The following is a 20,260-nucleotide window of genomic DNA, read 5'->3' on the forward strand; positions in this document are numbered from 1 at the left end:
CACGCGGGTGGCGAAGCGCGACAGGCCGCTCAGTTCGATTTCCAGGCTCTCGCCGCTGGCCAGCGGGCCCACGCCGGCGGGCGTGCCGGTGGATACCACATCACCCGGCTGCAGGCTGAAATGGGCGGCGATGTGCTGGATCAGCGGCACGATGGGGTTGAGCATGTCGCGGCTATTGCCGTCCTGACGCACCTGGCCGTCGATGCTCAGGCGAATGCCGATGTCACGCACATCCTCCACCGCATCGGCGGTGACGAAGGGCGCCAGCACGTAGGCGCCGTCGAAGCTCTTGGCCAGCTCCCAGGGCAGGCCCTTTTCCTTAAGCCTGGCCTGCACGTCGCGCAGGGTCAGGTCCAGCGCCGGGGCGTAGCCGGAGATGGCGTCCAGCACTTCCTCTTCGCTGGGCTTCTTCGACAGCGGCTTGCCGATCAGCACGGCAATCTCCGCCTCGAAATGCACGGCGCCGCGATCCTGCGGGATGGTGAAGCCCTCATCCATCGGCACGGTGCAGCTGCCCGGTTTGATGAACAGCAGCGGCTCGGTGGGGATCGGGTTGTTCAGCTCGGCGGCGTGCTCGGCGTAGTTGCGGCCGACGCAGACCACCTTGCCCAGCGGAAAGTGGATCGGGGTGCCGTCGGTGTACTGGTGTTGGTAGCTCATGGGCCACTCCTCGGGTGGGCGTTGTGTTCCCTCTCCCCCCGGGAGAGGGTTAGGGTGAGGGTGTCGCAGGCAGCTGGGAGTGGCCCGGCAATCCCTCACCCCCGGCCCCTCTCCCGAGGGGAGAGGGGGGATAGGGCTTAAACCGGGAAGATTTTGCCCGGGTTCATGATGCCGTTGGGATCGAACACCTGCTTGATCGCCTTCATGTAGCCGATCTCGGCTTCCGAGCGGCTGTAGTGCAGGTAGTCGCGCTTGGTCATGCCCACGCCGTGCTCGGCGCTGATTGAGCCGTTGTACTTCTGCACGGTCTCGAACACCCACTGGTTGACGATGGCGCACTTGGCAAAGAACTCGTCCTTGGACAGGTTCTCCGGCTTGAGGATGTTCAGGTGCAGGTTGCCGTCGCCGATATGGCCGAACCACACCACCTCGAAGTCCGGGTAGTTTTCCTCGACGATGCGGTCGATGTCGTGCAGGAAGGCCGGCACCTTGCCGACGGTGACCGAGATATCGTTCTTGTACGGGGTCCAGTGGCTGATGGTCTCGGAGATGTACTCGCGCAGTTTCCACAGGTTCTCCAGCTGCTGCTGGCTCTGGCTCATCACACCGTCCAGCACCCAGCCCTGCTCGACACAGTGCTCGAAGGTTTCCAGCGCCTGGTTGGCGACTTCCTCGGTGGTGGCCTCGAACTCCAGCAGGGCGTAGAACGGGCAGTCGGTCTCGAAGGCCGGTGGCACGTCGCCACGGGCCATGATCTTGGCCAGGGCCTTGTCCGAGAAGAACTCGAAGGCGGTCAGGTCCAGCTTGTTCTGGAAGGCGTGCAGCACCGGCATGATCGAGTCGAAGTCCGGGGTGCCGAGGACCATCGCGGTGAGATTCTTCGGCGCGCGTTCCAGGCGCATGGTGGCTTCCACAACGAAGCCCAGGGTGCCTTCAGCGCCGATAAACAGCTGGCGCATGTCGTAGCCGGTGGCGTTCTTGATCAGGTCGCGGTTCAGCTCCAGCAGCTCGCCGGTGCCCGTGACCACTTTCAGGCCGGCCACCCAGTTGCGGGTCATGCCGTAGCGGATCACCTTGATGCCGCCGGCGTTGGTGCCGATGTTGCCGCCCAGCTGGCTGGAGCCGCTGGAGGCGAAGTCCACCGGGTAGTACAGGCCCTTGTCTTCGGCGTACTGCTGGAGCTGCTTGGTCACCACGCCAGGCTGGCACACCACGGTGCGGTCGAATTCGTTGAATTCGAGAATCTGGTTCATGTAGTCGAACGCGACTACGACTTCGCCATTGGCCGCCACGGCGGCGGCGGACAGGCCAGTGCGGCCGCCCGAAGGCACCAGGGCAACCTTGTGCTGGTTGGCCCAGCGCACGATGGCCTGCACCTGCTCGACGGTCTTGGGGAAGACGATGGCGGACGGCGCAGGGGCGAAGTGCTTGGTCCAATCCTTGCCATAGGCGTTCAGCGAGTCGGCGTCGGTCAGCACCTTGCCGGCCTCCACCAGGGTCTTCAGCTCTTCGATCAGGGCAGGATTGGTCATCTGGGAACTCTCGAACAATTCATGGTCACCCTGAGAACGCTTCATCGCCCAGGGGTGGCAGTTTCGCGGGGCGCGTATGTTAGCATACGCACCCCGCCGATCGTGCCTCCCCGCCGATCTGCGGGCCGGCCAAGGCCGCTTTCCTGACACTTTTTGTGGGACCACAGGTACTCCGATGAGCAAGACCTCTCTCGACAAGAGCAAGATCAAGTTCCTTCTGCTGGAAGGCGTGCACCAGAACGCCGTCGACGTGCTGAAGGCCGCTGGCTACACCAACATCGAGTACCTCAAGGGCGCCCTGTCCGACGAGGAGCTGAAGGAAAAGATCGCCGACGTGCATTTCATCGGCATCCGCTCGCGTACCCAGCTGACCGAGGAGGTCTTCGATTGCGCCAAGAAACTGGTCGCCGTCGGTTGCTTCTGCATCGGTACCAACCAGGTTGACCTGGGCGCGGCACGTGAGCGTGGCATCGCCGTGTTCAACGCGCCCTATTCCAATACCCGTTCGGTGGCCGAACTGGTGCTGGCCCAGGCCATCCTGCTGCTGCGCGGCATTCCGGAGAAGAACGCCTCCTGCCATCGCGGCGGCTGGATCAAGTCGGCGGCCAACTCCTTTGAGATTCGCGGCAAGAAGCTGGGTATCGTCGGCTACGGCTCCATCGGCACCCAGCTCTCGGTCATGGCCGAGGCCATGGGCATGCAGGTGTTTTTCTACGACCCGCTGACCAAGCTGCCGCTGGGCAATGCTACCCAGATCGCCAGCCTGCACGAACTGCTGGGCATGGTCGACATCGTCTCCCTCCACGTGCCGGAGCTGGAAAGCACCAAGTGGATGATCGGCGAGAAGGAAATCCGCGCCATGAAGAAGGGCGGCATCCTGATCAACGCCGCCCGCGGTACGGTGGTGGTGCTGGAAGCCCTGGCCGAGGCGATCAAGGACGAGCACCTGATCGGCGCGGCCATTGACGTGTTCCCGGTCGAGCCGAAGTCCAACGACGAAGTGTTCGAGAGCCCGCTGCGTGGCCTGGATCGCGTGATCCTGACCCCGCACATCGGTGGCTCCACCGCTGAGGCGCAGGCCAATATCGGCCTGGAAGTGGCCGAGAAGCTGGTCAAGTACAGCGACAACGGTACCTCGGTGTCCTCGGTGAACTTCCCGGAAGTGGCCTTGCCGGCCCATGCGGGCAAGCACCGTCTGCTGCACATCCACCAGAACATTCCGGGCGTGATGAGCGAGATCAACAAGGTGTTCGCCGACAACGGCATCAACATCTCCGGCCAGTTCCTGCAGACCAACGACAAGGTCGGCTACGTGGTGATCGACGTCGATGCCGAGTACTCCGACCTGGCGCTGGAGAAGCTGCAGCACGTCAACGGCACCATCCGTAGCCGCGTGCTGTTCTAAGCTCGGTGGTGTTGAAAAGGGGAGGCTGAGGCCTCCCTTTTTTGTACCTGTCGCTGATGGGCCGACGCAGTTTCACTGCACCGTGATGCTGATCTTCTCCGAAATCACGGGCGGCTCCATCGGCACATGGTGCTTGTCGCCGATCAGCAGCTGCAGGGTGTGGGGGCCGGGCGGCAGGGTGAGTTCGGTCTCGGTCTGGCCCTTGCCGAAATGAAGGATCTGTTCGCTGGCCGGCAGCGGCATGTCCAGCAGGGGCATGTTGTCGACGTCCACCAGCAGGTGATGGTGACCCGTGTCCGGGGGCGCATCTATTCCAGCCGGTGCCACGCCCATGCCCTTGAGACCGAACTTGACGGTGAAGGTCTGACTGACAGTCGCTCCGTCAGCGGGCTCGATGAAATAGACCTCAGCCCCCTCGGGGGCGGGCAATTGCGGTGCGGCGGGTTCGGCGTGAGCCAGCAGTGTGCCGGCACACAACAAGGCAGCTAGACCCAGACCAGGCAGGCAGTTGACCATGCTGGACTCCTTTTGCGTGTTCCAGCACTGAACATAGGCCATCCGGAACAGGTTGCCCGGTCAGTCGTCGCGTTGCTCCAGGCGTTGTAGCTCGGCAGCCGCATCGGCGAGCTGGGTTTCGTTGAATACCTTGATACCGGCCCGGCGCAGCAGGGCCGCCGTAACCCCTTCGCCCTCGATCAGCGTGCCGCTGAAGCTGCCATCATAGTTGTGCGTATTGCCACAGGATGGACTGCGCGCCTTGAGCACGGCGACCCGCAGGCCATGTTGCTGGACCAGTTGCAGGGCGATCTCGGCGCCAGCGACGAAGGCAGCAGTGACGTTTGCGCCGTCACGGGTGAGGACCGGGCTGGCGCCGTCCAGCACCTGCGCACCCTGGCCTCCGGGAATCTCGGCCGGCGGGCGCGGCGTGGGCAAGCCGCCGGCGACTTCCGGGCACAGCGGCACGATGCGGCCTTCGTCTTGCCAGTGTTGCAGCAAATCAAAGGGGCCGTGGGCGCCGCCGTCATAGCGCACCTTGTGGCCCAGCAGGCAGCGACTGACCAGGAGTTTTTCCATGCTCAGGCCCTGCGCCTGAACCAGCCGGTCAGCGACAGGCGTTCGCGACTGGCTGGCAGGACTTCGTGGGGCAGCTCGGCGGACATGAACAGCACCAGGTTGCCGCCCTGGGGCGCTAGATCGAGCGGCTCGAGGTCCGTGGGGTAGATGCGCAGGGCGCCTCCCTCGTCGGTCTGCCAGTTCGCGTTGAGGTAGAACACCGCCGAGACGGTACGACGGTCGTCGTCGCGAAAGCGGTCCAGGTGCTTCTGGTAGAAGCTGCCGGGCGGGTACAGGGCAAAGTGGCTTTCGTAGTCATCCAGCCCCAGGTAGAAGGCCTGGTTGAGGGCCTGGCGCAGCTCGTCCATGGCGGCCAGGTACTGATCGCATGCCTGGCTTTGGCCGGGCTCCAGCCACTGAATGCTGTCGCCGCGCACCCCTTCACGCACGGCCAGGCCTTGTCCGCGGCCGACGCCGGCAGGGGTCAGTGCGCCTTTCTCGGCACGCATGCGGCACTCATCGGCCAGTTCGTGGGTCAGAGTCTGCGGCAGGAAGTCTTCCAGCCGCGACCAGCCCCGGCTGGCGAGGTCTTCAATGATCTGCGGCAGATGCCGCTGGAGGTGGTGGTTATGCATGGCGGGATTCTATCAGTGCCGGCGGCGGCGCCCTACAATAGCCGCGCCAGACAGGAGTCCTTCATGCGCGCCGTTCTCACCCTGCTTATGCTGCTGTGCAGCCTTCCCGCCCTTGCCGACGACCACGCCCGCCTGTATCAGGCGGCCGGCTGGCCGGAGCAGCGCGCGCATTTCAGTGATGCCCTGCAGGTGGCGCAGCAGCGCTACCAGGGTAGCCTGCCGCCGGCGGTGTTCCAGGCGCTGGTGGATAACAGTAATCGCCGCTTCGAACCCCAGGCCATGGAGCAACGGGCCCTGGCGGCGCTGCGCATGCAGCTGGCCGAACCACGCGCGGCGCTGCAGTTCTTCGAGTCGCCTGTGGGTCGCAAGGTGGTGGCGGCCGAGACGCTGGCGACCCGTCGCGACCAGTTGGCCGCCCATGCCCAGGGCTTGCCGGCCAGCCAGGCCGATGCCACCCGTCGCCTGCTGATTCGCCATCTGGCCCAGGCGCTGCCGGCCAGCGAGGCGGGGGCGGAGGTCAGCCTGGCGCTGGCCGGTGTGGCGGCGGACAGCCTGAGTTCGATGGTGCCGGGCCTGTTCGGCGAGGCGCAGACCCAGATGCTGGTGCAGAGCCAGCGCCAACGCCTGCTCGGTGAAATCGAGGGGCAGATCGACGACACCCTGCTGTATGTCTATCGCGAGCTGTCCGATCCGGAGCTGGAGGAGCTGGTCACCTTCGCCCAGTCACCGGGCGGTCAAGCGTATTACCAGGCTGCCCTGGCTGCTCTGCGTGCCGCGCTGGCCGCGGGACAGGGCGCGAGCGAACTGGCGCCCGCGCAGCAGGGCATCTAGTCAGCGCAGATGCTCGCTGAGAAAAGCGAAGTAGCGCCTGCGGATATCTTCATGCTCGTTGGCCAGGTGATGGCGGGCGCCGGGGATGCGCAGGATGTTTGGCTGGTCGAATTTCTGCTCCAGCACGGCCAGGTTGTAGCGCCAGTCCACCGTCATATCGTCCTCGCCCTGAACCACCAGCGGCTGCAGCGGGCTGCACTGGGCGCGCTCGATGCGCGGAATCCAGCGTGCCATGGCGCCGACCCAGGCGGTCGGCAGGGTGCGCGGCTGCAGGGGGTCGTGGTGTTGCAGGAAGTCGAGGAAGGCCGGGTCGGTTGAGTTGGCCGAAAAGCGCCGCGGGATGGCGGACTTGAACGGGCTCAGCAGGTGGTAACTGAGCTTGGACAGGCCCCAGGCTCGCGGCCGCACGAGTGGCGCGAGCAACACGATGGCGCCTGGCTCGGGGCGCGGCTCGCCGTTGAGCAGGAAGTCGAGGAGGATGCCGCCGCCGGTGCTCTGCCCGCACAGATGCCAGGGTTGCGGCAGATCGAGGCTGGCGGCCTCGGCGAACAGATCCTGCAGGGCCTGCTGATAGGCGGCGAAGTCATCGATGCTGGCCCTGGGGCCGGCGGAGAGGCCATGGCCGGGCAGGTCGAAGGCCAATACGGCGAGGTTCAGGCCGAGCGCCCAGTCGATCACATGGCGGTACAGGCCCATGTGATCGTAATAGCCGTGCAGCAGAATCAGGGTGCCTTGCGGCTCGGGCGGCAGCCATAGCTGGCTGACCAGTTCCACGCCACTGCTGCTGAAGCGTCCCAGACGGCTGCGCACTTGCGGCTGCCCTGGCAGGTCCAGGCCATAGTAGCGCTGGTAGGCCAGGCCTTCGGCGCTCAGATTGGTGGTTGCGGCCAAGGGTCGCAGGCTGCTGCGCAGACGCTCGGCCTGGAAGGGTTGGGGCATGGCGGTCATGGGGCTTTCGGTTGCGCTGAGTGAACGCCGATATTCAGCTGTCGGGCGCGGCGTGGCAAGCTATGCGCCCCATTCCGCTGTGTCGTCGTCATGTCGTCCTCGCGCAAGACCCTGTTAGCCAGCCTGCTTGCCCTCTTCTGGCTTGGCGCCATGCTGGTCGCGTTCTGGTGGTTCCAGGCGCGCTATATCCGTCCTTTCGAAGCCCGCACCGAGTTGTTCGATGGTCGTCAGCTGCAACTGCCTGCCGAACTGACCGGACCTGGGCCGATCCGGCTGGTGCACTTCTGGGATCCGGCTTGCCCGTGCAACGTCGGCAACCAGCAGCACCTTGGCGAGTTGGTGCAGACCTATCTGCCCCAGGGTGTGCAGTTCTATGCGGTGCGCAAGGCGGGCACCCAGGGGCAGCTGCCGCAGAGCCTGCAGGCGCTGCAGGTGTTGGCGCATATTCCTGGGAGCGAACAGCTGCCGGCCAGCCCCGCGGTGGCGATCTGGGATCAGCAGGGTCGCCTGGCCTATTTCGGGCCCTACAGCGAAGGTGCGCTGTGCACGTCGAGCAACAGTTTCATCGAGCCGATTCTCGAAGCGCTGGCCGCCGGGCGCCCGGTGCGTGCGGACAGTAATCTGGCCGTGGGCTGTTTTTGTGACTGGGCGCCGGAAGAGCGCTGAGTCAGGGCTTAGTCGCGCTGCAACAGCCAGGCCTGGCGGCCGGGGCGGTATTCCGGGATTTGATCCGGTGCGGCGCTGTTGAAGGCTTCGAGGATGCGCAACCGGTCGCCCTCGCGCTGGAAGATCCAGGGCGCGCCCTGTTCGCCGAACTGTAGCCACAGGCTGTCGTTTTCCCCGGCCATCGAGGCGCAGTCACCGGCCAGGCACAGGGCATAACGATCGGCGCCGGGCAGGCCTTCCAGGCTGCCGTCCGGGTGGAACAGCACCAGCCCGCCTTGCCCCTGGCCTTCACGGATCAGCCATTTGCCGCCGAGGTAGGCTTCGTACAGTGCCCACTCGAAGTGACTGCCAATCGGCGCACCGAGGGCAAACTCGCGGGTTGCACGGCTGAACTGCTGCTGCGGGCCCTGGTCGCTGGCCTGCTGGATCAGTTGCTCGCCCTGGAGCTGCAGGTGCTCCTGAAGGCCACCCTGATACGCCACTGTCAGCTGGCCGGCTTCGTCGGCGCTCAGGCGCCCTTGCGGCACTTCGAAGCCGTTGCTGTAGGTGGCCAGGTTGCGTTGGCTGTCGAGCCGCCATTCCAGCACCGGGCCATAGGCCAGCAGGGCTTCGCGCAGCGGTCCGCCCTGGCGGGCGGCGTCGATGATCGGCTGGTTGATCCAGGTGCCGTCGGGATTGCCGCCCGAGCCGGCGCAGCCGGCCAGCAGGCCGGCACACAGGAGCAGGGCGGCAAGACGGCGCATGGATCAGTCGATGACCAGGATGCCGTCCATTTCCACCAGCGAGCCGCGCGGAAGGGCGGCAACGCCGATGGCGGCACGGGCCGGATAGGGCTGCTCGAAGTAGCGGCCCATGATTTCGTTGACCTTGGCGAAGTGGGACAGGTCGGTGAGGAAGATGTTCAGCTTGACCACGTCCTTGAACGAGCCGCCGGCCGCTTCGATCACCGCCTTGAGGTTCTCGAACACCTGCACGGTCTGCTCCTCGAAGCCCTGCACCAGCTCCATGGTCTTCGGGTCCAGCGGGATCTGGCCGGACAGGTACACGGTATTGCCGGCCTTGATGGCCTGGGAGTAGGTGCCGATGGCGGCCGGGGCGTTGGGCGAAGTGATGACGGTCTTGCTCATGGGAACTCCGATTCCGATGGGTTGTTGTTCTGTGGCTGCTGCGAGCTTCAGGCGCGCATGCGGGTGATGCGGATGACGCCGGCCAGCGAGCGCAGCTTCTTGATGACACGGGCCAGGTGCACGCGGTCATGCACGCTGATGATCAGCTGGACCACGCTGATACGGCCGTCGCGCTCGTCCATGCCGATCTTCTCGATATTGCCGTCGGCAGCGGCCACCGTGCTGGCCAGTACGGCGATCAGGCCGCGCTGGTGTTCCAGCTCGACGCGCAGTTCGACATTGAACTCGCCGGTGACATCCTTGGCCCAGTTGAGCTGGATGCACTTCTCCGGGTTGTTGCGGATGTCGGCGATGTTCTTGCAGCTTTCCAGGTGCACCACCATGCCCTTGCCGGCCGAGATGTGGCCGACGATGGGGTCGCCGGGGATCGGCGTACAGCACTTGGCGTAGTTCAGCACCAGGCCCTCGGTGCCGCGGATGGCCAGCGGCCCGTCCGGGCTCGGCGCGGCGTCGTTGCTCTCGGCCAGCAGGCGGCGGGCGACCACGTAGGCCATGCGATTGCCCAGGCCGATGTCTTCCAGCAGATCCTCGATCACGTCCACGCGGTATTCGGCCAGCACGGCCTGGATGCGTTCGGCGCTGATCTTTTCCAGGTGGCTGTCGAAGCTGGTCAGGGTCTTGTTCAGCAGGCGTTCGCCCAGGCTGATCGACTCGGAACGGCGTTGCAGCTTGAGGGCATGGCGAATGTGCGTGCGCGCCTTACCGGTGACCACGAAATTGAGCCAGGCCGGGTTGGAGCGGGCGCCGGGCGCGGTGACGATTTCCACCGTCGAGCCGCTTTCCAGGGCCTGCGACAGCGGCGCCAGGCGACGGTTGATGCGGCAGGCGATGCAGCTGTTGCCGACATCGGTATGCACGGCGTAGGCGAAGTCGACCGCGGTCGAGCCTTTGGGCAGCTCCATGATCTTGCCTTTCGGGGTGAAGACGTAGACCTCGTCGGGGAACAGGTCGATCTTCACGCTCTCGATGAATTCCAGCGAGTTGCCGGCGCGCTGCTGCATTTCCAGCACGCCTTTGACCCACTGGCGGGCGCGGGCATGGTTGCCCTTGGGCGCTTCGTCGGCATCGGACTTGTACAGCCAGTGCGCGGCGATGCCGTTGTTGGCCATCTCTTCCATCTCGCGGGTGCGGATCTGGATCTCGATGGGTACGCCGTGCATGCCGAACAACGTGGTGTGCAGCGACTGGTAGCCGTTGGCCTTGGGGATCGCGATGTAGTCCTTGAAGCGACCGGGCAGCGGTTTGTACAGGTTGTGCACGGCGCCGAGCACGCGGTAGCAGGTATCGACCTTGTCGACCACGATGCGGAAGGCGTAGACGTCCATGATCTCGTTGAATGCCCGCCGCTTGCCCCGCATCTTCTGGTAGATGCTGTACAGGTGCTTCTCGCGCCCGGTCACTTCGCCCTGCAAGCCTTCGCGCTGTAGGCAGGCGTGGATCGATTCCTCGATCTTGGCGACGATTTCCTTGCGGTTGCCACGGGCGCGGCGCACGGCGGCGCGGATGCGCTCGGAGCGCATCGGGTGCATGGCCTTGAAACCGAGGTCTTCGAACTCCACGCGCATGCTGTGCATGCCCAGGCGATTGGCGATGGGTGCGTAGATTTCCAGGGTTTCCTTGGCGATGCGCCGGCGTTTCTCCCCGGACAGCACTTCCAGGGTACGCATGTTGTGCAGGCGGTCGGCCAGCTTGACCAGGATCACGCGGATGTCGCGGGCCATGGCCATGGCCATCTTCTGGAAGTTCTCGGCCTGGGCTTCGGCCTTGGTCTCGAAGTTCATCTGGGTCAGCTTGCTGACCCCGTCGACCAGTTCCGAGACGGTCTCGCCGAACTGCGCGGTGAGCGCTTCCTTGGCGATGCCGGTGTCCTCGATCACGTCGTGCAGCATGGCGGCCATCAGGCTCTGATGGTCCATGTGCATGTCGGCGAGGATGCTGGCGACGGCGAGCGGGTGGGTGACGTAGGCTTCGCCGCTGCGGCGACGTTGCCCGTCATGGGCCTGCTCGGCATAGAAGTAGGCGCGGCGAACCAAGTTGACCTGATCCGCGGCCAGGTAGGTCGAGAGTCTGTCGGCGAGTCCGTCTATGCTCGGCAAGATTGCACCTCCTGCCGTGCTGGATGTGGACCCGGTGCCGCCAAACGTCGACCAGGCATGGGCTTACAGAGGCTCGTTGGCCTCTTCCTCGAAGGAAACGAACAGCGGCTCTTCCTCGACCAGGTCTTCCTGGGCGACGAACTCGGAGTCGACCAGGCCGGCGGCGATTTCGCGCAGGGCAACCACGGTCGGCTTGTCGTTTTCCCAGGCGACCTTGGGCTCTTTGCCGCCGGTGGCCAGTTGACGGGAGCGCTTGGTGGCCAGCATGACCAGCTCGAAGCGGTTATCGACGTTGTCCAGGCAGTCTTCAACGGTAACGCGGGCCATGGTGTTCCTCGTGGCAAATAGCAGATAAAGCTGGGCCCGGATGGGCGAGCGGACTGAATAGTCTAAAAAATCACCAGCATTAAGGGAAGGCCTTTCGCTGGCCGGTCAGACCAGCAGCTCGCCAAGCAGACCGCTGTGGCGTTGCGTCTGTACGCGGGCCTGCAGCTGGTTGGCGCGGAAGATGGCTTTCAGATCGCTCAGGGCATGGGCGAAGTCATCGTTGATCACCAGGTAGTCGTACTCGACATAGTGGCTCATCTCGCTGACGGCCTCACGCATGCGTCGCTCGATGATCTCCGCGCTGTCCTGGCCACGGTTGGTCAGGCGGTGACGCAGGGCCTCCTGGGTCGGCGGCAGGATGAAGATCGACTTGGCGAGCGGCATCAGCTTGCGCACCTGCTGGGCGCCTTGCCAGTCGATCTCCAGAATCAGGTCGAAACCCTCGGCCAGAGTTTGCTCGACCCACTGCTGCGAGGTGCCGTAGAAGTTGTCGAACACCTGGGCGTGCTCGAGAAACTCGCCGCGCTCGATCATGGCGGAGAAAATGTCGTGGCTGACGAAGTGGTAGTTCACTCCGTTCTCCTCGCCCGGGCGCATGGCGCGGGTGGTGTGCGAGACGGAGACGCGAATGCGTGGTTCGCTGTCGATCAGGGCCTTGACCAGGCTGGTCTTGCCGGCGCCGGACGGGGCGGAAACGATGTAGAGGGTGCCGGTGGTGGCGGTCATGAGTGCATCCTGAAAAGACGATTATTCGAAGCCTAGGCGACTTATTCGATGTTCTGTACCTGTTCGCGCATCTGCTCGATCAGGACTTTGAGGTTGACCGCGGCTTGGGTGCTGCGTGGGTCGAAGGCTTTGGAGCCCAGGGTGTTGGCCTCGCGGTTGAGTTCCTGCATCAGGAAGTCCAGGCGTCGGCCTGCTGCGCCGCCGGCCTTGAGTACCCGGCGCACCTCGGTCACGTGGGTGCTTAGACGGTCCAGCTCCTCGGCCACGTCGCTCTTCTGTGCGAGCAGCACCAGTTCCTGTTCCAGGCGCTGCGGATCGAGCTCGGCCCGCATCTCGGCGAAGCGGGTTTCGATCTTCTGGCGCTGGTTGGCCAGCATCTCCGGAATCAGCACGCGCAGGGCGGCGACTTCGTCCTGAATGCCGTCCAGGCGCTCGTTGAGCAGCTTGGCCAGCTCGGCACCTTCGCGGGCGCGACCGTTCTTCAGTTCGGTCAGGGCCTGTTCGAAGAGTGTGAGTGCGGCGGCGTTGAGTGCCTGCGGATCGGCGGCGTCAGCCACCAGCACGCCAGGCCAGGCCAGGACCTCCAGGGGGTTGAGCGGGGCGGGTTGCTGGATCAGCGCGGCGACCTGCTCGGCCGCGGCGATCAACTGGCTGGCGCGGTCGCTGTCGACCTGCAGGCTCTTGCCACCGGACTCTTCGTTGAAGCGCAGGGTGCATTCCACCTTGCCGCGCGACAGGCCCTGGCGCAGGCCCTCGCGTACCGCGCCTTCGAGATCGCGGAAGGCTTCCGGCAGGCGCAGGTGCGGTTCGAGATAGCGGTGGTTGACCGAGCGCAGTTCCCAGCTCAGGGTGCCGTTGGCTCCGGCGCCCTCGACGCGGGCGAAGGCGGTCATGCTGTGCACCATGGGGAGAACCTCGTGGACTGACGAATGAGGCGCGAGATTGTAGCGCAGTGCGACCGTCGGCCCAATCTGCAGCGGCGCGGCGCTATAATGCCGGCACGTTCGGGCATCGGCGATGCCCGGGATTTTCGCTTTTCTACAGGTATCAGCAGATGAAACGTCCCAGCGGCCGTGCTTCCACCCAGTTGCGTTCCGTGCGCATCACCCGCAACTACACCAAGCACGCCGAAGGTTCGGTGTTGGTCGAGTTTGGCGATACCAAGGTGATCTGTACCGCCAGTGTTGAGTCCGGTGTGCCGCGCTTTCTCAAGGGCCAGGGCCAGGGCTGGTTGACCGCCGAGTACGGCATGCTGCCGCGCGCCACTGGTGAGCGTAACCAGCGCGAGGCAAGCAAGGGCAAGCAGGGCGGGCGTACCCTGGAAATCCAGCGCCTGATCGGCCGCTCGCTGCGCGCTGCGCTGGATATGAGCAAGCTGGGTGAGAACACCATCTATGTCGACTGCGACGTGATCCAGGCCGATGGTGGCACCCGTACTGCCTCCATCACCGGCGCCATGGTGGCCGTAGTCGATGCCCTGAAAATGCTGAAGAAGCGCGGTGCGCTCAAGGGCGAGCCGCTCAAGCAGATGGTCGCGGCGGTCTCTGTCGGCATTTATCAGGGCGAGCCGGTGCTCGATCTGGACTATCTCGAGGACTCTGCTGCCGAGACCGACCTCAACGTGGTCATGACTGACAATGGTGGCTTCATCGAGGTGCAGGGCACCGCCGAGGGCGCCCCCTTCCAGCCGGAGGAGCTCAATGCCATGCTGACGCTGGCTCAGCAGGGCATGCGCGAGCTGTTCGAGCTACAACGCGCCAGTCTGGCCGACTGATAACCTCATTTGCGGAGAGCAGCATGGACGAGCAGAACCTCAGCCCCATCCCGAGCCAGGACGCCCGCCAGTGGGCGATGTTCTGTCACTTCGCTGCCTTTGCCGGCCTGCTGATCCCCTTCGGTAATCTGCTGGGGCCGCTGGTGGTCTGGCAGATCAAGCGTGACATCGATCCCTTCGTCGACGATCAGGGCAAGGAAGCGCTGAACTTTCATATCACCGTATCCGTCGCTGTGCTGGTTTGCATGCTGCTGATGGTGGTGGTGATCGGCTTCCTCCTGCTGCCGTTGCTCGGTCTGGCCGCGCTGATACTGACCATTATTGGCGGGATCAAGGCCAATGAGGGTAAGCCCTATCGCTATCCGCTGTGCTGGCGGTTGATCAAGTAATTCCAGGCCCCGCATGCGGGGCCTTTTTTCACTACCACTGATATAAGGAAGCCTGAAGTGGCCGGAGCCAGTCTGTTAACTCTGCTCGACGACATCGCCAGCGTGCTGGACGATGTCTCGGTAATGACCAAGGTGGCGGCGAAGAAGACTGCCGGCGTGTTGGGCGATGATCTGGCGCTGAACGCCCAGCAGGTCACCGGGGTCAAGGCCGAGCGCGAGTTGCCGGTGGTCTGGGCGGTGGCCAAGGGGTCTTTGCTCAACAAGCTGATTCTGGTGCCGGCGGCCTTGCTGATCAGCGCCTTCGTCCCCTGGCTGGTCACGCCGCTGCTGATGCTGGGTGGTGCCTTTCTGTGCTTCGAGGGTTTCGAGAAGCTGGCGCACAAGTTTTTGCACAGCAAGGAGGAGGTGCAGCAACAGCATGCCGAGCATCTCCAGGCGCTGGGTGATCCTGCGGTGGACATGCAGGCTTTCGAGCGTGACAAGATCAAGGGTGCGGTGCGCACCGACTTCATCCTTTCTGCGGAGATTATTGCCATCACCCTCGGGGTGGTGGCCGAGCAGGCCTTTACCCAGCAGGTGCTGGTGCTGTCTGGTATCGCCCTGCTGATGACGGTCGGTGTTTATGGCCTGGTCGCGGGTATCGTCAAGCTCGATGACTTTGGGCTGTACCTGAGTCGGCGTGCCAGCGCGGCCGCGCAAAGCCTGGGGCGCGGTATCCTGTGGCTGGCGCCCTGGCTGATGAAGCTGCTGTCGGTGGTGGGTACGGCGGCCATGTTCATGGTCGGTGGCGGCATCCTCACCCATGGTATTCCGGGTGCCCACGAGCTGATCCATCACTGGGTTGAGGCGATTGCCGCCGCGCCTGCCGTTGGTGCTGTGCTGGCACTGCTGGCGCCAACACTGATTGATGCGCTGTTTGGCGTACTGGTCGGAGCGCTGGTGCTGCTGCTGGTAAGCGTCGTGGCCAAGGCCTGGGGCGCATTGCGCGCCTGAGGCCTTGCGATGTGGTTGCTCAGATGCTGAGCAGCCAGTCGTAGTCGACGATCAGTGGTGCATGCTGCGAGAAGCGCGGCTGGCGCGGCAGTTTGGCGTTGCGTACTACGCGGCGCATGCCAGGGGTCAGCAACTGGTAGTCGAAGCGCCAGCCAAGGTTGAGCATTTCTGCCTGTTCGCTGTCTGGCCACCAGCTGTACTGGTCGCCTTCGCGGCTGACTTCACGCAGGGCGTCGACATAGCCCATGTTGCCGATGACTTCATCCAGCCAGGCGCGCTCGGGCGCCAGGAAACCTGGCAGCTGCTGGCAGTCGCGCCAGTTCTTCACATCCAGCTTCTGGTGTGCCACATACAGCGAGCCGCAGTAGATGTACTCGCGGCGCTTGCGGCGCTGCTTGTCCAGATAGCCGGTAAAGTCGTCGATGAACTTGAACTTGTGGTTCAGGCTCTCGTCGCCACTCTGGCCCGAAGGCAGCAGTAGCGTGGCGATACTTACCTTGTCGAAATCGGCCTGCAGATAACGCCCGTAACGGTCGGCCATCTCGAAGCCAAGGCCGTGGATCACTGCCTTTGGCTGCAGGCGCGAATAGAGCGCCACGCCGCCTTGGGCGGGCACTTCGGCATCGGCCGCATAGAGAAAGTAGCCGTCCAGCTGGTAAGCCGGATCGTCCAGTTCGAAGGAGGAGACTCTTGTATCTTGCAGGCAGATCACGTCGGCATTCTGCGCCTGCAGCCAGCTGAGTAAGCCTCGCTCGACTGCGGCCTGAATACCATTCACGTTCACACTGATGATCCGCATAAATGGCCCCCAAAAACACGTGCGTGTATGATACCCGAGCTCATTCCTATTAGCTAAATTCATAGCTAAATCCGTGCCGTACGGGGCTTTTCATGCAGGCGTATCAACGCGAATTCATTCGTTTTGCCATCGAGCGCGGCGTGCTGCGTTTCGGTGAGTTCACTCTCAAGTCCGGGCGTACCAGTCCTTATTTCTTCAACGCAGGCCTGTTCGACAGTGGCCTGGCGCTGGCCAAGCTGGGGCGCTTTTATGCTTCGGCTCTGGTCGACGCCGGGATCGACTTCGATGTGCTGTTCGGGCCAGCGTACAAAGGTATCCCGCTGGCGGCGGCTACTGCGGTAGCGCTGGCAGAACAACACCAGCGTGACCTGCCCTGGTGTTTCAACCGCAAGGAAGCCAAGGATCATGGCGAGGGCGGTACGCTGGTCGGCGCGCCACTGGCCGGGCGGGTGATGATCGTTGATGACGTGATCACTGCCGGCACCGCCATCCGCGAAGTGATGCAGATCATCCAGGCGCAGGGGGCCCAGGCTGCGGGCGTGCTGATTGCGCTCAATCGTCAGGAGCGCGGGCAGGGCGAGCTGTCGGCGATCCAGGAAGTCGAGCGTGACTATGGTATGCCGGTGGTCAGTATTGTCTCGCTGGAGCAGGTGTTGGACTATCTGGCGGGTGATAGCGAGCTGAAGAAGCATCTACCGGCGGTGGAGGCCTACCGCGCGCAGTACGGTATCTAGTCGAATAACAACAGGATGTGTTCATGCTCAAGCCTCTGTCCTTTGCCCTGACCCTGTTTGCAAGCCTTGGCTGTGTCATGTCTGCCAATGCCGCGGAGTACTACCGCTACCTCAATGACAGGGGCGTGCCTGTGCTCGATCGCCAGGGCGTTCCGCCCGAGTTCATCGAGAAGGGCTACCAGGTGGTGGATGAGCAGGGGCGCGTGGTGCGTGAAATACCGCCGGCGCCGAGCAAGGAGGAGCGTGAGCGCCTTGCGAAGGAGAAGGCCAAGGCGGCTTCGGATACGCAGTTGCTGCGCATTTACTCGGAGTCTGCCGATGTGGAGCGCGCGCGTGACCGCAAGCTGGCCGAGCTGGATGGTGTGATCGGCGTGGCGCGGAGCAACCTGAGTTCGCTGCGCACGCAGCAGGCCAACTTGCAGGCCCAGGCCGCCGAGCATGAGCGAGCGGGTCGCCAGGTTCCGGAGCACCTGATTGTGCAGATTGACAATATCAAGGCCGAGCAGATGGGGCTGGAGAGGGATATCGAGCGCTATCAGCAGGCCCGCAAGGATGCCGAGCGATCTTTCGAGGCCGATCGTTTACGTCTGATCGAGCTGCGGGGGCGCTGAGCAGCGACCCCGCTCTCGTTACTCAGTGGTGGCGTTTGCGATTGCTGATCAGGGTGCCGACACCGCTGTCGGTGAAGATTTCCAGTAGCACTGCATTGGGCACCCGGCCATCGATGATGTGCGCGCTGGTGACGCCGCCTTGCACGGCTTCCAGAGCGCAGCGGATCTTTGGCAGCATGCCGCCGTAGATGGTGCCGTCGGCGATCAGCTCGTCTACCTGTTCGGTGGTCAGGCCGGTCAGGACTTCACCCTGCTTGTCCATCAGACCGGCGATGTTGGTCAGCAGCATCAGCTTCTCCGCTTTCAGTGCTTCGGCCACCTTGCCGGCCACCAGGTCGGCGTTGATGTTGTACGACTCGCCTTGCGCACCTACGCCAATCGGGGCGATTACCGGGATGAAGTCGCCCTTGACCAGCATGTTGAGCAGGTCAGTGTTGACGCTGGCGACTTCGCCGACATGGCCGATATCGATGATTTCCGGCTGGGTCATCTCCGGCGTCTGGCGGGTGACGGTCAGCTTGCGGGCGCGGATCAGCTCGGCATCCTTGCCGGTCAGGCCGATGGCGCTGCCACCGTGGCGGTTGATCAGGTTGACGATGTCCTTGTTGACCTGGCCGCCGAGCACCATCTCCACCACGTCCATGGTTTGCGCGTCGGTGACGCGCATGCCGTCGATGAAGTGGCTCTCGATCGACAGGCGCTTGAGCAGGTCACCGATCTGCGGGCCACCACCATGCACCACCACCGGATTGATGCCGACGGCCTTCATCAGCACGATGTCGCGGGCGAAGCCTTCCTTTAGTTCGTCGCTCTCCATGGCGTTGCCGCCGTACTTGATCACCAGGGTCTTGCCGACGAAGCGACGGATGTAGGGCAGCGCTTCGGACAGCACCTTGGCGATGTTGGTGGCGGCATCACGATTGAGGGTCATGGCAAAACGGGCTCCGGGGCAGATCAGAACGGCAGGTTGAGGTCGGGGGCGATGCTGTAGAGCTGGGCGCGGAACACTTCCTGGATGCGCTTGAGCTCATCCTCGGTTTCCGCCTCGAAGCGCAGCACCAGTACCGGCGTGGTGTTGGAGGCGCGTACCAGGCCCCAGCCCTTTGGATAGTCGACGCGTACGCCGTCCAGGGTGGTCAGGTTGGCTTCGCCCCAGACACCGTCGCGCTGCAGGCGCTCGACCAAGCGGAACTTGTTCTCGTCGGTGACGGTGATGTTGATCTCCGGGGTGGAGATATCCACCGGGAAGGCGGAGAACACATGCTCGGCGTCACGGCGATCCTGGCTGAGAATTTCCAGCAGGCGCGCGGCGCTGTAGATGCCGTCGTCGAAACCGAACCAGCGCTCCTTGAAGAAGATGTGGCCGCTCATTTCGCCGGCCAGCAGGGCGCCGTTTTCCTTCATTTTCTTCTTGATCAGCGAGTGGCCGGTTTTCCACATTACCGGGCGGCCGCCATAGCCGCTGATCAGTGCGCCCAGGCGGCGGGTGCATTTCACGTCGTAGATGATGTCGGCGCCAGGATTGCGCGATACCACGTCCTTGGCGAACAGCATCATCAGGCGATCTGGGAATACCATGTTGCCCTTGTTGGTCACTACGCCAACGCGGTCACCGTCGCCATCGAAGGCCAGGCCGAGGTCGGCACCTTCGCTCTGCACGCGGGCGATCAGGTCCTTGAGGTTTTCCGGCTTGCCCGGGTCCGGGTGGTGATTGGGGAAGTTGCCATCCACCTCGCAGTACAGCGGGATCACGCTGCAGCCCAGGGCCTCGATCAGCTTGGGTGCGATGACCCCAGCCACACCGTTGCCGCAGTCGACGACAACCTTCAGCGGTTTGGCCATGGCGATGTCATCGCGGATCTGCTTGAAGTAGCGATCGAGTACATCGAGTTGCTGCACGCTGCCGACGCCGCTGGCCAGATCGTTGTTGTCGATGCGTGCCTTGAGGGCCTGGATCTGCTCATTGGCCTGGGTGTCGCCGGCGATGACGATCTTGAAGCCGTTGTAGTCCGGCGGGTTGTGGCTGCCGGTGAGCATGACCCCGGACTTGCCTTCCAGTACATGGGTGGCGAAGTACAGCACCGGGGTCGGCACCATGCCGATGTCGGTGACCTGGCAGCCGCAGTCGAGCAGGCCCTGGATCAGTTGTTGGACCAGCTCCGGGCCGGACAGCCGGCCGTCGCGGCCAACGGCCACATTGGGCTCGCCCTTGGCCAGGCTTTCCGAGCCGATGGCGCGGCCGATCCAGTAGGCCGCTTCGGTGGTCAGGGTGTCGCCGACCACGCCGCGGATGTCGTAGGCGCGGAAGATGGTGGCGGGGAGTGTCGGCGGGGTCTGTTGTTGCACGGCGCTATCCATGGAAGTTTGCTCCAGTCCCAGGAGATCCTGGTCTTCGTCGAGTATGTCGATATCGAGGATATCGGTGGCCTGGAACAGCGGGTCGGCCAGAGGGTCTGGCTGGGGCGCTGTTGCCGGTTTGGCAGGTGTGGTGGGACTGCCGGCCTCCTGCCTGGAGGCTTCTTGTTTGGGGCGCGACAGGCGCGCCAGGCTCTGCGCCAGGCCGTCGAGGGCGGCAAAATGCAGGCTGAAGGCTTTGACCGACTTTCCAACGGAAAGCTCCTGAACCAGCCCGGCCAGTTGCTGTACGTCGCCGCGCAGGCGGGCGAGCAGGTGGTTGCGGGTCAGCACCAGGCCAAGCAGGGCGCCGGCCAGTGCCAGCAGGCCGGCGATGGCCAGGATCATGAGCGAGGGTGTTCTGCTGCTTAGCTCCGGGCCGGGAGTGAACTCCAGTTGCCAGTTGGCATTGCCCGTATCGAAGCGCTGCGCCGTGGCATCACTGGCAGTGCCCTGTTGCATCAGGACTTGCGGTGCCGCCGAAGCGAACTGCTGGCTCA

General features: G+C 64.0%; 23 protein-coding genes. 8 read left to right on the forward strand and 15 right to left on the reverse strand.

Features of this window, described 5'->3' with window-relative positions:
* Together ACF8C6_RS04430 and ACF8C6_RS04435 are read right to left on the reverse strand one after the other, a co-directional pair.
* On the reverse strand, positions 1–660 hold a 660-nt coding region (locus tag ACF8C6_RS04430), incomplete at its 3' end, for a fumarylacetoacetate hydrolase family protein (RefSeq protein WP_392498185.1).
* A gap of 137 nt (positions 661–797) precedes the next feature.
* Positions 798–2,192: an FAD-binding oxidoreductase gene (locus ACF8C6_RS04435; protein WP_392498186.1), complete on the reverse strand. Its 1,395-nt coding sequence runs from the start codon at positions 2,190–2,192 to the stop codon at positions 798–800.
* Between the two features lie 175 nt (positions 2,193–2,367).
* Here ACF8C6_RS04435 and serA point away from each other — a divergent pair, with 175 nt between their 5' ends.
* Complete coding sequence (gene serA, locus ACF8C6_RS04440; RefSeq protein WP_392498187.1) at positions 2,368–3,597, forward strand: phosphoglycerate dehydrogenase; 1,230 nt, start codon at positions 2,368–2,370, stop codon at positions 3,595–3,597.
* A 72-nt stretch (positions 3,598–3,669) separates the two neighbouring features.
* Here serA and ACF8C6_RS04445 read toward each other — a convergent pair whose 3' ends face one another.
* The 3 genes from ACF8C6_RS04445 to ACF8C6_RS04455 are packed head-to-tail and all read right to left on the reverse strand — an operon-like array spanning position 3,670 to position 5,285.
* A complete protein-coding gene (locus ACF8C6_RS04445) occupies positions 3,670–4,113 on the reverse strand; it encodes a DUF4399 domain-containing protein (protein ID WP_392498188.1) in 444 nt (147 codons plus the stop codon).
* A 60-nt stretch (positions 4,114–4,173) separates the two neighbouring features.
* Entirely contained in the window at positions 4,174–4,671 is a 498-nt protein-coding gene (locus tag ACF8C6_RS04450) for a DUF523 domain-containing protein (protein WP_392498189.1), read from the reverse strand.
* A 2-nt stretch (positions 4,672–4,673) separates the two neighbouring features.
* Positions 4,674–5,285 (reverse strand): 2OG-Fe(II) oxygenase, encoded by a 612-nt coding sequence (locus ACF8C6_RS04455; RefSeq protein ID WP_392498190.1) that lies wholly within the window; start codon positions 5,283–5,285, stop codon positions 4,674–4,676.
* 63 nt (positions 5,286–5,348) lie between these two features.
* On the opposite strand from ACF8C6_RS04455, the gene ACF8C6_RS04460 reads away from it, so the two are divergent.
* On the forward strand, positions 5,349–6,116 hold the full coding sequence (locus ACF8C6_RS04460; RefSeq protein WP_392498191.1) for a DUF2059 domain-containing protein: 768 nt from the start codon (positions 5,349–5,351) through the stop codon (positions 6,114–6,116).
* On the opposite strand, the gene ACF8C6_RS04465 is transcribed toward ACF8C6_RS04460, so the two are convergent.
* A complete protein-coding gene (locus ACF8C6_RS04465) occupies positions 6,117–7,055 on the reverse strand; it encodes an alpha/beta hydrolase (protein WP_392498340.1) in 939 nt (312 codons plus the stop codon).
* A 99-nt stretch (positions 7,056–7,154) separates the two neighbouring features.
* Between ACF8C6_RS04465 and ACF8C6_RS04470 the strand changes: the two genes are divergently transcribed.
* Positions 7,155–7,730, forward strand: a complete 576-nt coding sequence (locus ACF8C6_RS04470) for a DUF6436 domain-containing protein (RefSeq protein WP_392498192.1) — start codon at positions 7,155–7,157, stop codon at positions 7,728–7,730.
* Positions 7,731–7,738: 8 nt separating this feature from the next.
* Here the strand turns inward: ACF8C6_RS04470 and ACF8C6_RS04475 are convergent, their stop codons facing one another.
* From ACF8C6_RS04475 to ACF8C6_RS04500, 6 genes are all read right to left on the reverse strand, one after another.
* Entirely contained in the window at positions 7,739–8,473 is a 735-nt protein-coding gene (locus ACF8C6_RS04475; protein ID WP_392498193.1) for a hypothetical protein, read from the reverse strand.
* A gap of 3 nt (positions 8,474–8,476) precedes the next feature.
* Positions 8,477–8,857, reverse strand: a complete 381-nt coding sequence (locus tag ACF8C6_RS04480) for a RidA family protein (protein ID WP_277688046.1) — start codon at positions 8,855–8,857, stop codon at positions 8,477–8,479.
* Positions 8,858–8,904: 47 nt separating this feature from the next.
* Positions 8,905–11,013, reverse strand: a complete 2,109-nt coding sequence (gene spoT / locus ACF8C6_RS04485; protein ID WP_277688047.1) for a bifunctional GTP diphosphokinase/guanosine-3',5'-bis pyrophosphate 3'-pyrophosphohydrolase — start codon at positions 11,011–11,013, stop codon at positions 8,905–8,907.
* A 63-nt stretch (positions 11,014–11,076) separates the two neighbouring features.
* Positions 11,077–11,340 carry a DNA-directed RNA polymerase subunit omega gene (gene rpoZ, locus ACF8C6_RS04490; protein WP_068825230.1) on the reverse strand — a complete coding sequence of 88 codons (264 nt, stop codon included), beginning with the start codon at positions 11,338–11,340 and terminating at the stop codon, positions 11,077–11,079.
* 105 nt (positions 11,341–11,445) lie between these two features.
* Positions 11,446–12,066: a guanylate kinase gene (gene gmk, locus ACF8C6_RS04495; protein ID WP_392498195.1), complete on the reverse strand. Its 621-nt coding sequence runs from the start codon at positions 12,064–12,066 to the stop codon at positions 11,446–11,448.
* A gap of 41 nt (positions 12,067–12,107) precedes the next feature.
* On the reverse strand, positions 12,108–12,971 hold the full coding sequence (locus tag ACF8C6_RS04500; protein ID WP_392498196.1) for a YicC/YloC family endoribonuclease: 864 nt from the start codon (positions 12,969–12,971) through the stop codon (positions 12,108–12,110).
* A gap of 149 nt (positions 12,972–13,120) precedes the next feature.
* Here ACF8C6_RS04500 and rph point away from each other — a divergent pair, with 149 nt between their 5' ends.
* Genes rph through ACF8C6_RS04515 form a run of 3 tightly spaced genes read left to right on the forward strand, consistent with a single transcriptional unit; the run spans position 13,121 to position 15,222 of the window.
* Positions 13,121–13,840, forward strand: a complete 720-nt coding sequence (gene rph, locus ACF8C6_RS04505; protein ID WP_392498197.1) for a ribonuclease PH — start codon at positions 13,121–13,123, stop codon at positions 13,838–13,840.
* A gap of 23 nt (positions 13,841–13,863) precedes the next feature.
* A complete protein-coding gene (locus ACF8C6_RS04510) occupies positions 13,864–14,229 on the forward strand; it encodes a DUF4870 domain-containing protein (protein ID WP_392498198.1) in 366 nt (121 codons plus the stop codon).
* A 57-nt stretch (positions 14,230–14,286) separates the two neighbouring features.
* Complete coding sequence (locus tag ACF8C6_RS04515; RefSeq protein WP_392498199.1) at positions 14,287–15,222, forward strand: DUF808 domain-containing protein; 936 nt, start codon at positions 14,287–14,289, stop codon at positions 15,220–15,222.
* 19 nt (positions 15,223–15,241) lie between these two features.
* Here ACF8C6_RS04515 and ACF8C6_RS04520 read toward each other — a convergent pair whose 3' ends face one another.
* Positions 15,242–16,021: an exodeoxyribonuclease III gene (locus ACF8C6_RS04520; RefSeq protein WP_392498200.1), complete on the reverse strand. Its 780-nt coding sequence runs from the start codon at positions 16,019–16,021 to the stop codon at positions 15,242–15,244.
* Positions 16,022–16,113: 92 nt separating this feature from the next.
* Between ACF8C6_RS04520 and pyrE the strand changes: the two genes are divergently transcribed.
* Together pyrE and ACF8C6_RS04530 are read left to right on the forward strand one after the other, a co-directional pair.
* Positions 16,114–16,755 (forward strand): orotate phosphoribosyltransferase, encoded by a 642-nt coding sequence (gene pyrE / locus ACF8C6_RS04525; protein ID WP_392498201.1) that lies wholly within the window; start codon positions 16,114–16,116, stop codon positions 16,753–16,755.
* A gap of 23 nt (positions 16,756–16,778) precedes the next feature.
* Complete coding sequence (locus ACF8C6_RS04530) at positions 16,779–17,366, forward strand: DUF4124 domain-containing protein (RefSeq protein ID WP_392498202.1); 588 nt, start codon at positions 16,779–16,781, stop codon at positions 17,364–17,366.
* A gap of 22 nt (positions 17,367–17,388) precedes the next feature.
* On the opposite strand, the gene argB is transcribed toward ACF8C6_RS04530, so the two are convergent.
* Positions 17,389–18,297 (reverse strand): acetylglutamate kinase, encoded by a 909-nt coding sequence (gene argB / locus ACF8C6_RS04535; RefSeq protein ID WP_277688059.1) that lies wholly within the window; start codon positions 18,295–18,297, stop codon positions 17,389–17,391.
* 23 nt (positions 18,298–18,320) lie between these two features.
* Entirely contained in the window at positions 18,321–19,724 is a 1,404-nt protein-coding gene (gene algC, locus ACF8C6_RS04540) for a phosphomannomutase/phosphoglucomutase (protein WP_392498341.1), read from the reverse strand.
* Between the last annotated feature and the right edge of the window lie 536 nt (positions 19,725–20,260).

It is taken from the genome of Pseudomonas sp. zbq_18 (assembly GCF_043102245.1).
Lineage (GTDB): Bacteria > Pseudomonadota > Gammaproteobacteria > Pseudomonadales > Pseudomonadaceae > Aquipseudomonas.

Excerpts from the sequence above, each read along its gene's own strand:
- ACF8C6_RS04435 (WP_392498186.1), bottom strand. The coding sequence starts at position 2,192 with ATGACCAATCCTGCCCTGATCGAAGAGCTGAAGACCCTGGTGGAGGCC.
- serA (WP_392498187.1), top strand. The coding sequence starts at position 2,368 with ATGAGCAAGACCTCTCTCGACAAGAGCAAGATCAAGTTCCTTCTGCTG.
- ACF8C6_RS04445 (WP_392498188.1), bottom strand. The coding sequence starts at position 4,113 with ATGGTCAACTGCCTGCCTGGTCTGGGTCTAGCTGCCTTGTTGTGTGCC.
- ACF8C6_RS04450 (WP_392498189.1), bottom strand. The coding sequence starts at position 4,671 with ATGGAAAAACTCCTGGTCAGTCGCTGCCTGCTGGGCCACAAGGTGCGC.
- ACF8C6_RS04455 (WP_392498190.1), bottom strand. The coding sequence starts at position 5,285 with ATGCATAACCACCACCTCCAGCGGCATCTGCCGCAGATCATTGAAGAC.
- ACF8C6_RS04460 (WP_392498191.1), top strand. The coding sequence starts at position 5,349 with ATGCGCGCCGTTCTCACCCTGCTTATGCTGCTGTGCAGCCTTCCCGCC.
- ACF8C6_RS04465 (WP_392498340.1), bottom strand. The coding sequence starts at position 7,055 with ATGCCCCAACCCTTCCAGGCCGAGCGTCTGCGCAGCAGCCTGCGACCC.
- ACF8C6_RS04470 (WP_392498192.1), top strand. The coding sequence starts at position 7,155 with ATGTCGTCCTCGCGCAAGACCCTGTTAGCCAGCCTGCTTGCCCTCTTC.
- ACF8C6_RS04475 (WP_392498193.1), bottom strand. The coding sequence starts at position 8,473 with ATGCGCCGTCTTGCCGCCCTGCTCCTGTGTGCCGGCCTGCTGGCCGGC.
- ACF8C6_RS04480 (WP_277688046.1), bottom strand. The coding sequence starts at position 8,857 with ATGAGCAAGACCGTCATCACTTCGCCCAACGCCCCGGCCGCCATCGGC.
- rpoZ (WP_068825230.1), bottom strand. The coding sequence starts at position 11,340 with ATGGCCCGCGTTACCGTTGAAGACTGCCTGGACAACGTCGATAACCGC.
- gmk (WP_392498195.1), bottom strand. The coding sequence starts at position 12,066 with ATGACCGCCACCACCGGCACCCTCTACATCGTTTCCGCCCCGTCCGGC.
- ACF8C6_RS04500 (WP_392498196.1), bottom strand. The coding sequence starts at position 12,971 with ATGGTGCACAGCATGACCGCCTTCGCCCGCGTCGAGGGCGCCGGAGCC.
- rph (WP_392498197.1), top strand. The coding sequence starts at position 13,121 with ATGAAACGTCCCAGCGGCCGTGCTTCCACCCAGTTGCGTTCCGTGCGC.
- ACF8C6_RS04510 (WP_392498198.1), top strand. The coding sequence starts at position 13,864 with ATGGACGAGCAGAACCTCAGCCCCATCCCGAGCCAGGACGCCCGCCAG.
- ACF8C6_RS04520 (WP_392498200.1), bottom strand. The coding sequence starts at position 16,021 with ATGCGGATCATCAGTGTGAACGTGAATGGTATTCAGGCCGCAGTCGAG.
- pyrE (WP_392498201.1), top strand. The coding sequence starts at position 16,114 with ATGCAGGCGTATCAACGCGAATTCATTCGTTTTGCCATCGAGCGCGGC.
- ACF8C6_RS04530 (WP_392498202.1), top strand. The coding sequence starts at position 16,779 with ATGCTCAAGCCTCTGTCCTTTGCCCTGACCCTGTTTGCAAGCCTTGGC.
- argB (WP_277688059.1), bottom strand. The coding sequence starts at position 18,297 with ATGACCCTCAATCGTGATGCCGCCACCAACATCGCCAAGGTGCTGTCC.
- algC (WP_392498341.1), bottom strand. The coding sequence starts at position 19,724 with ATGGATAGCGCCGTGCAACAACAGACCCCGCCGACACTCCCCGCCACC.